Genomic DNA, 12,856 nt, shown 5'->3' with positions numbered 1-12,856 from the left:
CCCTCAGATCCGTGACAGGTCGGTGGTGCCGGCGTTCATCCCGGCGTCCTGCACCAGCGACTGCAGCAGCGCCGGGGCGTCGCTGCCCACGCGGATGAGGTCCATCTGCCAGTCGTTCATGAAGCCGTGCCGCACCGCCGATTGCAGGAAGGCCAGCAGGGGCTGGTAGTAGCCGTCCACGTCGAGCAACCCCACCGGCTTGTCGTGGTAGCCCAGCTGGCGCCAGGTCCAGACCTCGAAGAATTCCTCGAAAGTGCCGATGCCGCCGGGCAGCGCGATGAAGGCGTCGGCCCGCTCGGCCATCATCCGCTTGCGGTCGTGCATGCTGTCCACGATGTGCAGCTCGGTGCAGTCGCGCTTGGCCCATTCCTTGTCGACCAGGGCCTGCGGGATGATGCCCACCACGCGCCCGCCGGCGGCCAGCGCGGCATCGGCCGCCAGGCCCATCAGGCCGTTGTTGCCGCCTCCGTAGACCAGCTGGCCGCCACGTTCGCCGATCCAGCGGCCCACCGTCTGGGCGGCCTGGACGAAGGGCGCGGCCATGCCGTTGCGGGAGCCGCAGTAGACGCAGACGGAAAAGCTGGGGCTTGATTGATGGAGGGCGAGTTCGGTGGGGGACGCGGCGGGTAGGGCGGACATGGCAGGCATTTTCGCGCACCGCCAAGGCCGAGTCGGCTCAGCGCGGCGGTTCGCTCACCAGCCGCGTGCCGGCAAAGGCGTCGTGCCAGAACTGGCGCTGCGGGTGGAAGCGGCTGAGCAGCGCCCACAGGGCCACCCAGGCGATGAACAGCACCAGCACCTCGGCCACCGAGAACCGTCGGGCCTGGAACATCGCCAGCGGCGGCAGGATCCAGATCCAGCTGAAGACATAGCGCACGGCTGCCCGCAGCGGCGTCAGGCGCCGGCCGTGCCGGTCGAGCACGCGGATGCGCCAGGTCTTCATGGCCAGGGTCTGTCCCTTCCACCAGAAGAAGCTGCAGTAAGCGCCCAGCACCAGGAACAGGAAGCCGACGAACAGCGAGCGCTGCTCCAGTGCGTGGCGCATGTCGGTGAGCACGCTGAAGACCAGGCCGGCCGGCACGACGACGCCGAACAGCAGCACGCCCTCGTACAGCCAGCTGGCCATGCGGCGGCGCAGGCTGGGAGCTTGCAGGGGGTGCGGGCCAGCAGGCGCGGCGGACGGCGGGCCGCCTGGCCCGGGGGACAACGTCACCGCACCAACCTCAGCGGGCCGGCGCCGGGGTGGCCGGCTGCGGCTCGGCCGCGATGCGCGGCGGCCTGGCGTTGTCCTGGCGCTGCGGCACGCGGGCCAGCTTCTGCGGCGGCACCGGCTTGACAGCCGCCGCCGTGGCCGGTGTCTTGGGCGCCGCGCGGGCCGCCAGCTTGCGCTTCTCCTCGGTCGGCAAGGCCTGGTAAGCCTCCCACTTGGCCCGCCTGTCGTCAGGCGAGAGCTGGCGCGTCTCGCCGAAGTTGAGGCGGGCCTGGGTGCGCTGCTGCGGGCTCAGCGCCACCCAGTCGGTCATGCGGCTGTGCAGCTTGGCCTGTTCCGGTGGCGGCAGGCTGTCGAAATTGCGCGACAAGGCCAGCCATTTGCGCTTTTGCGCCGTGCTGATGCCGCTCCAGTGGGGCGCCAGCGGCGCGAGGGCCTGCTGTTGCGCAGGGGTCAACTCCGCCCAGTCGGAAGCGCGTGCCGCCTTGGCGCCGGAGGCCGCCCCGCGTGCCCCGGCGGGAGGCGCCGTCTGCGCCGGCGCCGGGACGGCCACGGCGCAGGCTGCCGTCAGGGCCAGCGCGAAGGACAGAAGGGCGCGGCGCGGCGGCATGGCGGGGCTTACTGGTCGTTCTTGAGGAACTGCACGAAGCCGGGGTCGGTATAGGCCGACGGCGGCAGATCGTCGGTGAGCAGGGCCGCGTCGACTTCGGCCAGTTCGCGGGCGCGGCGCTCGTTCTGCAGGACGTGGATGGCGATCAGCCCGGCGGCCAGCGCCAGCAGCGGCAGGACCGCGGCGATGCGGGCCCACAGGCTGGGCCGGGAATTGCCGAGGTCGGGTGACGGCCCGGCGGCGGCCAGCGCCCCGGCCGCCTGCGGCACGGCGATCTTGCGCCGGGTAACGGCCTGGGCCCGGGCGGCACGCAGCCGCTCGGTGATGTCGCGCGGCAGCTCGGCGGCGCCGGCATCCAGGCGGGCAGCCAGGCGTCGGCCGAAGCGGTCCTGCGCGAGCCGCAGCGATGCGGCAGGGGCGATGTGGGGCGTCATGCTTGTATTCCCTTTGCCTTCAGAGCTCTGCTGAGGGCCTGGACCGCGCGCGAGCAGTGGGTTTTGACACTGCCTTCCGAGCAGCCCATGGCCGCTGCCGTTTCGGCCACGTCCATATCCTCCCAGTAACGCATTAGGAACGCCTCCCGTTGACGAGCCGGCAATTCCTGGATCTGGGCCTCGATCTCCCGCAGCACCTGGGCCCGGCGGGTGGCGTCCTCGGCGCTCTCCACCTGCTGGGAGCTGTCCTGCGCCAGGTAAGTTTCCAGCAGGTCGAACTCGCCGTCGTCCTCGGGCGACTCGAAGTCGCTCATGTTGGAGAACAGCGCCTTGCGCGTCTTCTGCCGGCGGAACCAGTCCAGGGTGCAGTTGGACAGGATGCGCTGGTAGAGCATGGGCAGCTCGGCTGGCGGCTTGTCGCCGTAGTGCTCGGCCAGCTTCATCATGCTGTCCTGCACGATGTCCAGCGCGGCCTCCTCGTCGCGCACGTGGTAGAGCGAGCGCTTGAACGCCCGCTTCTCCACGCTCTTGAGGAAATCGGAGAGTTCTCGTTCGGTGGCCAAGGCGCGGATCGCAGGGACGGCGGCGTTTGTCTCTTCGGTGCGCCGCCCGGCTGGACGGTGCGCGGCTCGGCATTATCGCACCGCGCCCGGCGCGCGCCAGGCGCTGATGTGCAGCAATGCCATAATCGCGCTGCAAGTCAAAAGGCAAACGAGCCTTGGCCCGGCGGCCCGATCGGCACGCCCATGGCCCGGTGCTCTAAGTCCCGACACGGCTCCACAAGAGCGCGCGAAGGGGCACCCCACGTTTTTCGTCAGAGAAAAATCGAAAGGTTGATCGACATGGAAATCTCCAAGGCCGAGCTCGCCTCGGCGGCCGCCGCCGCCCAGTCCGCGCACCCGCAGGAGCTGCGCGGCGCCGAAATCCTGATCAAGTCGCTGCAGGCCGAAGGCGTCAAGTACGTCTGGGGTTACCCGGGCGGCGCGGTTCTGCACATCTACGACGCCTTCTACAAGCAGGACACCATCCAGCACGTGCTGGTGCGCCACGAGCAGGCGGCCGTGCATGCCGCCGACGGCTACGCGCGCGCCACTGGCGACGTCGGCGTGGCGCTGGTGACCTCGGGCCCCGGCGTGACCAACGCGGTCACCGGCATCGCCACGGCCTACATGGATAGCATCCCGATGGTGATCGTCACCGGCCAGGTGCCCACCCACGCGATCGGCCTGGATGCCTTCCAGGAGTGCGACACCGTGGGCATCACCCGGCCCATCGTCAAGCACAATTTCCTGGTCAAGGACGTGCGCAGCCTCGCCGAGGTGATGCGCAAGGCATTCCACATCGCCCGCAGCGGCCGCCCGGGCCCGGTGGTGGTGGACATCCCCAAGGACGTGTCGTTCAACAAGACCGCCTGGACCGGCTATCCGGACAGGGTGGAGATGCGTTCGTACAAGCCGGCGCACAAGGGCCACGGCGGGCAGATCCGCAAGGCGCTGCAGCTGCTGCTGGCGGCCAAGCGGCCCTACGTCTACACCGGTGGCGGCGTGATCCTGGGCAATGCCACGGCCGAGCTGCGCGAGCTGGTGGACATGCTGGGCTATCCCTGCACCAACACGCTGATGGGCCTGGGCGCCTACCCGGCCTCTTCCGCCAGGTTCCTGGGCATGCTGGGCATGCACGGCACCATCGAGGCCAACAACGCCATGCAGAACTGCGACGTGCTGCTCGCGGTGGGCGCGCGCTTCGACGACCGGGTGATCGGCAATCCCAAGCACTTCGCGCAGAACGAGCGCAAGATCATCCACATCGACGTCGACCCTTCCAGCATCTCCAAGCGGGTGAAGGTGGACATCCCCATCGTGGGCGACGTCAAGGAGGTGCTGGCCGAGCTGATCGCCATGGTCAAGGAGTCCGCCGCCAAGCCCGACGCCCAGGCCCTGGGCGCCTGGTGGAGCACCATCGAGGACTGGCGCAAGCGCGACTGCCTGAGGTACGACCGCAAGAACAAGGACGTGATCAAGCCGCAGTACGTGGTGGAAACGCTGTCCAACATGACGCGCGGCGTGGACACCTACATCACCTCCGACGTGGGACAGCACCAGATGTGGGCGGCCCAGTACTACAAGTTCGACGAGCCGCGCCGCTGGATCAACTCCGGCGGCCTGGGCACCATGGGCGTAGGCATCCCCTACGCCATGGGCATCAAGCTGGCCAAGCCCGACAGCGAGGTCTACTGCATCACCGGCGAGGGCTCGGTGCAGATGTGCATCCAGGAGCTGTCGACCTGCCTGCAGTACAAGACCCCGATCAAGGTGGTGTCGCTGAACAACCGCTACCTGGGCATGGTGCGCCAGTGGCAGGAGCTGGACTACGAGGGCCGCTACAGCCACAGCTACATGGACGCGCTGCCCGACTTCGTGAAGCTGGCAGAGGCCTATGGCCACGTCGGCATGCTGATCGAGCATCCGCGCGACGTGGAGCCGGCGCTGCGCGAGGCGCGCAAGCTCAAGGACCGCACGGTGTTCATGGACTTCCGCACCGACCCCACCGAGAACGTGTTCCCGATGGTGCAGGCCGGCAAGGGCATCACCGAGATGCTCCTTGGGAGCGAAGACCTGTAACGGACGACAAGCCGGTCCGCTGGCGCGGACACGGCTCCTTGACGAATCTATTGGCTGCCAAGCCTGCCGCTTACCGGCGGCGGGGGAGGGCACCGAAAAGAGGAATCGGAAGAATGAAACACATTATCGCCGTGCTGCTGGAGAACGAACCCGGCGCACTGTCCCGCGTAGTGGGCCTGTTCTCGGCCCGCGGCTACAACATCGAATCGCTGACCGTGGCGCCGACGGAAGACGCCTCGCTGTCGCGCATGACCATCCAGACCACGGGTTCGGACGACGTGATCGAGCAGATCACCAAGCACCTCAACCGCCTGATCGAGGTGGTGAAGGTGGTCGACCTGACCGAGGGCGCCTACACCGAGCGCGAGCTCATGATGGTGAAGGTGCGCGCCGTGGGCAAGGAGCGCGAGGAAATGAAGCGCATGGCCGACATCTTCCGCGGCCGCATCATCGACGTCACCGAGAAGAGCTACACCATCGAGCTCACCGGCGACCAGTCCAAGAACGACGCCTTCTTGGAAGCCATCGACCGCACAGCCATCCTGGAAACCGTGCGCACCGGCGCCAGCGGCATCGGCCGCGGCGAGCGCGTGCTGCGGGTATGACCCACCCCGAAGCGCCGAAAAACCATTTTTATAGGAGAGCAACATGAAGGTCTATTACGACAAGGACTGCGACCTGAGCCTGATCAAGGGCAAGCAGGTGGCCATCATCGGCTATGGATCGCAGGGCCATGCCCACGCGCAGAACCTCAACGACAGCGGTGTCAAGGTGGTCGTCGGCCTGCGCAAGGGCGGCACCAGCTGGCCCAAGGTCGAGAAGGCCGGCCTGAAGGTGGCCGAGGTGGCCGATGCCGCGAAGTCGGCCGATGTCGTGATGATCCTGCTGCCCGACGAGCAGATCGCGAGCGTCTACAAGAACGATGTCGAGCCCCACATCAAGCAGGGCGCCTCGCTGGCCTTCGCGCACGGCTTCAACGTGCACTACGGCCAGGTGCAGCCGCGCGCCGACCTCGACGTGTGGATGGTCGCGCCCAAGGCGCCGGGCCATACCGTGCGCAGCACCTACACCCAGGGCGGCGGCGTGCCGCACCTGGTGGCCGTGCACCAGGACAAGACCGGCCGCGCGCGCGACCTGGCGCTGTCGTACGCCATGGCCAACGGCGGCGGCAAGGCCGGCATCATCGAGACCAACTTCCGGGAGGAGACCGAGACCGACCTGTTCGGCGAGCAGGCCGTGCTGTGCGGCGGCACGGTGGAGCTGATCAAGGCCGGCTTCGAGACGCTGGTGGAAGCCGGCTATGCGCCGGAGATGGCCTATTTCGAGTGCCTGCACGAGCTCAAGCTGATCGTGGATCTGATCTACGAGGGCGGCATCGCCAACATGAACTACTCGATCTCCAACAACGCGGAGTACGGCGAGTACGTCACGGGTCCGCGCATCATCACCGAGGAGACCAAGCAGGTGATGAAGCAGGTGCTCAAGGACATCCAGACCGGCGAGTACGCCAAGAGCTTCATCCTGGAGAACCGCGCCAACGCGCCGACGCTGCTGTCGCGCCGGCGCCTGAACGCCGAGCACCAGATCGAGGTGGTGGGCGAGCAGCTGCGCGCCATGATGCCCTGGATCAAGAAGAACAAGCTGGTCGACCAGAGCCGGAACTAAGCTCCCCCCGAAGCGGCCTGCGGCTGCCTCCCTCCAAAGGGGGGCGCCGCCAGCGGCCCGGCCTTACACTCGCACACATGCACCACGGTCACGAATCCGATCTCTCGCCAGTGGAAGGCGTCGTGGTGCGCAAGCGCCGCAAGGGCATCTACATCCTGCCCAACCTGTTCACGCTGGCGGCGTTGTTCGGCGGCTTCTATGCCGTGGTGATGGCCATGAACGACCGCTTCGACCTGGCGGCGGTGGGTGTCTTCTGCGCCATGGTGCTGGACAGCCTGGACGGCCGGGTGGCCCGCATGACCAACACCCAGAGCGCCTTTGGCGAGCAGATGGACTCGCTGTCGGACATGGTGTCCTTCGGCGCGGCGCCCGCGCTGATCGCTTACGAATGGGCGCTCAAGGGCCTGGGCCGCTGGGGCTGGATCGCGGCCTTCGTCTACTGCGCCTGCGGCGCGCTGCGGCTGGCGCGCTTCAACGTCAACACCCAGGTGGTGGACAAGCGGTACTTCCAGGGCCTGCCGTCCCCTGCGGCGGCGGCGCTGGTGGCTGGCTTCATCTGGCTGATGACCGAGGCTGGCATCGCCGGAGCGGACGTGCGCTGGGTGATGTTCTTCGTCGCGCTGTACGCCGGCCTGACGATGGTGACCAACGTGCCGTTCTACAGCTTCAAGGACGTGCAGATGAAAAAGAGCGTGCCCTTCGTGGTGATCGTGCTGATCGCGCTGGGCATCGCCGTGATCAACATCCATCCGCCGGTCGTGCTGTTCGCCCTGTTCGTGGTCTACGGCCTGTCCGGCTACGTGGTCTACGGCTGGCGCAAGGCCAAGGGCCAGCGCGCCAGCGTCATCAGCACCTCCACCGACGAGCCGGAGGAAAGCGGCCTGCACAAGTGAGCCGCCGGGCTGTGCTACATTTCGCGCCATGAACGGAATCGCGCTGGCTCTACTGCTATCCCCCTACGGGCGGAGACGGTAGCGCACGCGCATTTCCCGAACCACGGCCCGTATGCACCAGCAGCGGGCCGTTTTTCATTCCGGGGCTGCCGGTTCACCTGCAAGCAAGAGGATCGCCATGTTGAAGAACCCCGCCAGCAAGTACCGGCCTTTCGCTCCGGTGCGCCTTTCCGACCGGACCTGGCCCGACGTGGTGCTGACGCGGCCCCCGCAGTGGTGCAGCGTCGACCTGCGCGACGGCAACCAGGCGCTGATCGAACCCATGGACCTGGCGCGCAAGCTGCGCATGTTCCAGGCGCTGGTGAAGATCGGCTTCAAGGAGATCGAGATCGGCTTTCCTTCGGCGTCGCAGGTGGAGTTCGACTTCGTGCGCAAGCTGATCGATGAAGACCTGGTGCCGGCCGACGTGACCATCCAGGTGCTGACCCAGGCGCGCGAGCCGCTGATCCGCCGCACCTTCGAGGCCCTGCAGGGCGCGCGCCGCGCCATCGTGCACCTGTACAACGCCACGGCGCCGGTGATGCGCAAGGTGGTGCTGGGGCTGGATGAAGATGGCATCGTCGAGCTGGCCACCTCGCAGGCGCGCCTGTTCAATGAGCTGGCGGCCCGGCAGCCGGGCACGGACTGGGTGTTCCAGTACTCGCCCGAGATGTTCTCGGGCACCGAGCTGGCCTTCTCCAAGCGGGTGGTCGACGCGGTGACCGAAGTCTGGCAGCCCACGCCCGGGCGCAAGTGCATCGTCAACCTGCCCTCCACGGTGGAGCATTCCATGCCCAACATCTTCGCCGACATGGTGGAGTGGATGCACCGGCACCTGGCCCGGCGCGAGGCGATCGTGCTGTCGGTGCATCCGCACAACGACCGGGGTACGGGCACGGCGGCGGGCGAATTCGCCGTGATGGCCGGCGCCGACCGGCTGGAAGGCTGTTTGTTCGGCAACGGGGAGCGCACCGGCAACCTGGACCTGGTGAACGTGGCGCTGAACCTCTATACCCAGGGCGTGGACCCGGGGCTGGACTTCTCCGACATCGACGACATCCGCCGCACGGTGGAATGGTGCAACCAGCTGCCGGTGCACCCGCGTCATCCCTATGTGGGCGAGCTGGTCTACACCTCGTTCTCGGGATCGCACCAGGACGCCATCAAGAAGGCATTTGCCGCCCGCAAGGACGGGGAGGCCTGGGACATGCCCTACCTGCCGATCGACCCCAAGGACCTGGGCCGCAGCTACGAGGCCGTGATCCGCGTGAACAGCCAGTCGGGCAAGGGCGGCATCTCCTACCTGCTGGAGAGCGAGTACGACCTGGAGCTGCCGCGCCGGCTGCAGATCGAGTTCAGCCAGGTGGTGCAGGCCGTGATGGACGCGTCGGGCAAGGAGCTCAGCGCCCAGCAGCTGTTCGAGCTGTTCGAGCGCGAGTACGGGGTGCGCAGCGTGGTCGCGCCGCAGCACCCGGTGCTGCAGGAGCGCGACACCGCGCAAGGCCGCGAGGTCAGCCTGAAGGCCGAGGTGAGCGTCGCCGGCCGGCGGATGAAGGTCGAAGGCCGCGGCACCGGGCCGATCGACGCCTTCGTCGACGGGCTGGGGCGCGCCACCGGGCAGCCGCTGCGCGTGCTGGACTACCACGAGCACGCCATTGGCGAGGGCGCCAATGCCCAGGCGGTGGCCTATCTGGAACTGCGCGTGGGCAACCGGACGCTGTTCGGTGTCGGCATGGACGCCAATATCGTCTCGGCGTCGCTCAAGGCCATCGTCTCGGGCCTGGAGCGCGCCCAACCCCAGAAGAAACCGCAGGAGCGCACATGGCAGAGCAGCTGATCATCTTCGACACCACCTTGCGCGACGGCGAGCAGTCGCCGGGCGCTTCCATGACCAAGGATGAGAAGCTGCGCATCGCCCGCCAGCTCGAGCGCCTGCGGGTGGACGTGATCGAGGCCGGCTTCGCCGCCAGCTCCCCCGGCGATTTCGAGGCGGTCCAGGCCATCGCCAACGCGGTCAAGGACTCGACCGTGTGCTCGCTCTCGCGCGCCAACGACCGCGACATATCGCGCGCCGCCGAGGCCCTGCGCGGCGCCGCCCGCGCCCGCATCCACACCTTCATCGCCACCTCGCCGCTGCACATGGAGAAGAAGCTGCGGATGACGCCCGAGCAGGTGCTGGAGCAGGCGAGGCAGTCGGTGCGCTTCGCGCGCAACCTGTGCGCCGACGTCGAGTTCTCGCCCGAGGACGGCTACCGCAGCGAGCCTGACTTCCTCTGCCGCGTGCTGGAAGCCGTGATTGCCGAGGGCGCGACCACCATCAATGTGCCGGACACCGTCGGCTATGCAGTGCCCGAGCTCTACGGCAACTTCATCAAGACCCTGCGCGAACGGATCCCGAACTCCGGCAAGGCCATCTGGTCGGTCCACTGCCACAACGACCTGGGCATGGCGGTCGCCAATTCGCTGGCGGGCGTCAAGATCGGCGGCGCCCGCCAGGTCGAGTGCACCGTCAACGGGCTGGGCGAGCGTGCCGGCAACTGCTCCCTGGAAGAGGTGGTGATGGCGGTGAAGACGCGCCGCGACTACTTCGGCCTGGAGCTGGGCATAGACACCCAGCACATCGTGGCCGCCAGCCGCATGGTCAGCCAGACCACGGGCTTCGTCGTACAGCCCAACAAGGCCGTGGTGGGCGCCAACGCCTTTGCCCATGCCAGCGGCATCCACCAGGACGGGGTGCTCAAGGCGCGCGATACCTATGAGATCATGCGCGCCGAAGACGTGGGCTGGGCGGCCAACAAGATCGTGCTGGGCAAGCTGTCCGGCCGCAACGCGTTCAAGCAGCGCCTGCAGGAGCTGGGGGTGCAGCTGGACAGCGAGGTGGAGGTGAACGCGGCCTTCGCCCGATTCAAGGAGCTGGCCGACCGCAAGAGCGAGATCTTCGACGAGGACATCCTGGCGCTGGTGAGCGACGAGAGCGTGACGCAGGAGCAGGATCAGTACGGCTTCGTTTCGCTGTCCCAACGCAGCGAGACCGGTGAGCGGCCCCATGCCAGCGTCGTGTTCACGGTGGGCGGACGCGAGGTGCGCGGCGAGTCGCATGGCAACGGACCGGTCGATGCCTCGCTCAAGGCCATCGAAAGCCATGTCCGCAGCGGGGCCGAGATGGTGCTGTATTCGGTCAATGCCATCAGCGGCTCGACCGAGAGCCAGGGCGAGGTGACGGTGCGGCTGCAGAATTCCGGCCGCATCGTGAACGGCGTGGGCGCAGACCCGGATATCGTGGTGGCGTCTGCAAAGGCATATCTCAGTGCTCTCAACAAGTTACAAAGTAAAGCTGATCGGGTGGCTGCACAAGGTTGAGGGCCTTTCCTATAATTCGGGCACCGGCTTAGGAGGTTTACCTAAGTCGTTGATATTGCGTCTATTTTCAGGATGAGTAGACTCAAGCGCTCAGGAATGGGCCTTGGATGTCGTTCTTGAACTGTTGTGCTCGTATTTCAGAGAGACAAACCTTGAACCGACTGCTACATATAGTTGCTACCCTGGCCCTGGTAGTGGGCCTGGCGCCGACGGTTGCAGACGCTGCGCCGCGCAAGGGCAATGTTGTGAAGAAGCAGCATGCCTCGTCCGGCAAGCGGGTGTCCCGCGACTTCGTGGTCGCCAAGAAGCGCCGCTCCGTCATTCGTGCGGTGCCGGTCCGGCCGTCGTTCGGCCGCCTGGCCGGGCTGCATTCCGCCGATGATGAGCTGGACCTCAAGTCCAGCGTGGCCCTGGTGATCGATCAGGACACGAACGAGGTCCTGCTGTCCAAGAACGATTCGGCCGTGCTGCCCATCGCATCCCTGACCAAGCTGATGACCGCCCTGGTGGTCAGCGAGGCCAAGCTGCCGATGGACGAGATGATAACCATCACCCAGGACGACGTGGACACCGAGAAGGGCAGCGGCTCGCGCCTGCGCGTGGGCACCCGGCTGACCCGTGCGGAAGCCATGCACCTGGCCCTGATGTCCAGCGAGAACCGGGCCGCCAACGCCCTGGGCCGCACCTTTCCCGGCGGCATGTCGGCATTCGTCGGGCTGATGAACGCCAAGGCCCGGATGCTGGGCATGAACGCGACCACCTATGTGGAGCCCACCGGCCTGTCCAGCCGCAACCAGTCCAGCGCCCACGACCTCGCCTTGCTGGTGAGCACCGCCTACAGCGATTCCATGCTGCGCGAGTACTCCACCTCCACCGGCTACCAGGTGGCCGTGGGCAAGCGCACGCTGCACTACAACAACACCAACCGTCTGGTGAAGAGCCCCCAGTGGGAGATCGGCCTGCAGAAGACCGGCTACATCTCCGAAGCGGGCCAGTGCCTGGTGATGCAGGCCCGCGTGGCCGGCCGCAAGCTGATCATGGTGTTCCTGGATTCGGCGGGCAAGTTCAGCCGCCTGGGCGATGCCGAGCGGGTGCGCCGCTGGGTGGAGGCCAACCCGCCTGCCGCGGCCGTCCCGGCCGCACCCAGTGCCGCCGCGGTCGAGCAGATCAACGGGTAACGCGCTTCGCGCGAAGGTGAAAACACGGCCCCTCGGGGCCGTGTCCTTTTCAGGTCAGGCGGCCTTGGCCGATGACTGGCGATGACCCAGTGCCGCCGAGATTTCCATGGCCGTCGCCTGCAGCTTGGTGAGCCAGCCTTCGTCCAGCCGGTCGGCGGGGGCCGAGATCGACAGCCCTGCCACCAGCCGGCTCTGGTCGTCGTAGATGCCGGCCGCCATGCACCGCACCCCCAACTCCAGCTCCTCGTTGTCTCGCGCGATGCCGTACTGCCGCGCCTTCGCCAGTTCCCGCTCAAGAGCGGCCAACTGCGTGATGCTGTTGCGGGTGTGGCCGGCCAGGCCGGTGCGGGTGGCATAGGCGCGCACGCGCGGCGGATCGTCCGCCGCCAGGAACAGCTTGCCGGTGGAAGTCAGGTGCAACGGCGCACGGCCGCCAATGGCCCGGACCACCTGCATGCCCGAGCGTTCGCTGTAGGCGCGCTCGATGTAGACGATCTCGTCCCCCTGGCGCATGCTGAGGTTGACGGGCTGCTGGATCAGTTTGTGGAGCTCGCGCATGGGCACCAGCGCGGCGTCGCGGACGTTCAGCCGGCCCTTGACCAGGTTTCCCAGCTCCAGCAGGCGCATGCCCAGGCGGTAGCAGCCGGGCTCCGGCCGGTCGACGAAGCGACCGGCGGCCAGGTCGTTGAGGATGCGGTGCGTGGTGGAGGGATGCAGGCCGGTGCGCTCGCTGATCTCCTTGAGCGCGACCGGCTCCTCTCGTGACGCCAGCACGTCGATCAGCGCGAACATGCGCTCGATGACCTGGATGGTCGGCGTGGCAGGGGCGGAAGACTTTCTCATGGG

The 12,856-nt window shown here is 67.3% G+C and carries 13 protein-coding genes; 7 read left to right on the top strand and 6 right to left on the bottom strand.

What is annotated here, in order from left to right:
• Positions 1–3: 3 nt before the first annotated feature.
• The 5 genes from RTA_RS11785 to RTA_RS11765 all read right to left on the bottom strand — a co-directional run bounded on the left by RTA_RS11785 (position 4) and on the right by RTA_RS11765 (position 2,817).
• Positions 4–648 (bottom strand): LOG family protein, encoded by a 645-nt coding sequence (locus tag RTA_RS11785; RefSeq protein ID WP_013901631.1) that lies wholly within the window; start codon positions 646–648, stop codon positions 4–6.
• A gap of 28 nt (positions 649–676) precedes the next feature.
• Entirely contained in the window at positions 677–1,153 is a 477-nt protein-coding gene (locus tag RTA_RS11780) for an RDD family protein (protein WP_264362939.1), read from the bottom strand.
• A 70-nt stretch (positions 1,154–1,223) separates the two neighbouring features.
• Complete coding sequence (locus RTA_RS11775) at positions 1,224–1,820, bottom strand: DUF3106 domain-containing protein (RefSeq protein ID WP_013901629.1); 597 nt, start codon at positions 1,818–1,820, stop codon at positions 1,224–1,226.
• Positions 1,821–1,828: 8 nt separating this feature from the next.
• Positions 1,829–2,254 (bottom strand): DUF3619 family protein, encoded by a 426-nt coding sequence (locus RTA_RS11770; protein WP_013901628.1) that lies wholly within the window; start codon positions 2,252–2,254, stop codon positions 1,829–1,831.
• Positions 2,251–2,817, bottom strand: coding sequence for an RNA polymerase sigma factor (locus RTA_RS11765; RefSeq protein ID WP_013901627.1), 567 nt, complete (start codon positions 2,815–2,817; stop codon positions 2,251–2,253). The genes RTA_RS11770 and RTA_RS11765 overlap by 4 nt, the downstream gene beginning before the upstream one ends.
• Positions 2,818–3,096: 279 nt before the next feature.
• On the opposite strand from RTA_RS11765, the gene RTA_RS11760 reads away from it, so the two are divergent.
• The 7 genes from RTA_RS11760 to RTA_RS11730 all read left to right on the top strand — a co-directional run bounded on the left by RTA_RS11760 (position 3,097) and on the right by RTA_RS11730 (position 12,010).
• Positions 3,097–4,875, top strand: a complete 1,779-nt coding sequence (locus RTA_RS11760) for an acetolactate synthase 3 catalytic subunit (protein ID WP_013901626.1) — start codon at positions 3,097–3,099, stop codon at positions 4,873–4,875.
• 113 nt (positions 4,876–4,988) lie between these two features.
• Positions 4,989–5,480 (top strand): acetolactate synthase small subunit, encoded by a 492-nt coding sequence (gene ilvN, locus RTA_RS11755; protein WP_013901625.1) that lies wholly within the window; start codon positions 4,989–4,991, stop codon positions 5,478–5,480.
• A gap of 43 nt (positions 5,481–5,523) precedes the next feature.
• The gene (gene ilvC / locus RTA_RS11750) at positions 5,524–6,540 is read left to right on the top strand and encodes a ketol-acid reductoisomerase (protein ID WP_013901624.1); all 1,017 of its coding nucleotides are present in this window, start codon (positions 5,524–5,526) and stop codon (positions 6,538–6,540) included.
• Positions 6,541–6,617: 77 nt separating this feature from the next.
• The gene (pssA, locus tag RTA_RS11745) at positions 6,618–7,433 is read left to right on the top strand and encodes a CDP-diacylglycerol--serine O-phosphatidyltransferase (RefSeq protein WP_041675429.1); all 816 of its coding nucleotides are present in this window, start codon (positions 6,618–6,620) and stop codon (positions 7,431–7,433) included.
• A gap of 178 nt (positions 7,434–7,611) precedes the next feature.
• The gene (gene leuA / locus RTA_RS11740) at positions 7,612–9,309 is read left to right on the top strand and encodes a 2-isopropylmalate synthase (protein ID WP_013901622.1); all 1,698 of its coding nucleotides are present in this window, start codon (positions 7,612–7,614) and stop codon (positions 9,307–9,309) included.
• The gene (locus RTA_RS11735) at positions 9,294–10,832 is read left to right on the top strand and encodes a 2-isopropylmalate synthase (protein ID WP_013901621.1); all 1,539 of its coding nucleotides are present in this window, start codon (positions 9,294–9,296) and stop codon (positions 10,830–10,832) included. The genes leuA and RTA_RS11735 overlap by 16 nt, the downstream gene beginning before the upstream one ends.
• Before the next feature lie 107 nt (positions 10,833–10,939).
• Entirely contained in the window at positions 10,940–12,010 is a 1,071-nt protein-coding gene (locus RTA_RS11730) for a serine hydrolase (protein WP_081466268.1), read from the top strand.
• Between the two features lie 54 nt (positions 12,011–12,064).
• Here RTA_RS11730 and RTA_RS11725 read toward each other — a convergent pair whose 3' ends face one another.
• On the bottom strand, positions 12,065–12,853 hold the full coding sequence (locus RTA_RS11725) for an IclR family transcriptional regulator (RefSeq protein WP_041675424.1): 789 nt from the start codon (positions 12,851–12,853) through the stop codon (positions 12,065–12,067).
• Positions 12,854–12,856: the final 3 nt, after the last annotated feature.

Origin of the sequence: Ramlibacter tataouinensis TTB310, from assembly GCF_000215705.1 — a bacterium.
Taxonomy (GTDB): domain Bacteria; phylum Pseudomonadota; class Gammaproteobacteria; order Burkholderiales; family Burkholderiaceae_C; genus Ramlibacter; species Ramlibacter tataouinensis.
The sequence above is the reverse complement of the archived record's forward strand: the minus strand, read 5'-3'. Positions and strand labels throughout refer to the sequence as shown.

What these genes read in the sequence shown, in the direction of transcription:
- leuA (WP_013901622.1), top strand. Translation starts at nt 7,612, where the DNA reads ATGTTGAAGAACCCCGCCAGCAAGTACCGGCCTTTCGCTCCGGTGCGC.
- ilvN (WP_013901625.1), top strand. Translation starts at nt 4,989, where the DNA reads ATGAAACACATTATCGCCGTGCTGCTGGAGAACGAACCCGGCGCACTG.
- RTA_RS11725 (WP_041675424.1), bottom strand. Translation starts at nt 12,853, where the DNA reads ATGAGAAAGTCTTCCGCCCCTGCCACGCCGACCATCCAGGTCATCGAG.
- pssA (WP_041675429.1), top strand. Translation starts at nt 6,618, where the DNA reads ATGCACCACGGTCACGAATCCGATCTCTCGCCAGTGGAAGGCGTCGTG.
- RTA_RS11770 (WP_013901628.1), bottom strand. Translation starts at nt 2,254, where the DNA reads ATGACGCCCCACATCGCCCCTGCCGCATCGCTGCGGCTCGCGCAGGAC.
- RTA_RS11735 (WP_013901621.1), top strand. Translation starts at nt 9,294, where the DNA reads ATGGCAGAGCAGCTGATCATCTTCGACACCACCTTGCGCGACGGCGAG.
- RTA_RS11730 (WP_081466268.1), top strand. Translation starts at nt 10,940, where the DNA reads ATGTCGTTCTTGAACTGTTGTGCTCGTATTTCAGAGAGACAAACCTTG.
- RTA_RS11760 (WP_013901626.1), top strand. Translation starts at nt 3,097, where the DNA reads ATGGAAATCTCCAAGGCCGAGCTCGCCTCGGCGGCCGCCGCCGCCCAG.
- ilvC (WP_013901624.1), top strand. Translation starts at nt 5,524, where the DNA reads ATGAAGGTCTATTACGACAAGGACTGCGACCTGAGCCTGATCAAGGGC.
- RTA_RS11785 (WP_013901631.1), bottom strand. Translation starts at nt 648, where the DNA reads ATGCCTGCCATGTCCGCCCTACCCGCCGCGTCCCCCACCGAACTCGCC.
- RTA_RS11775 (WP_013901629.1), bottom strand. Translation starts at nt 1,820, where the DNA reads ATGCCGCCGCGCCGCGCCCTTCTGTCCTTCGCGCTGGCCCTGACGGCA.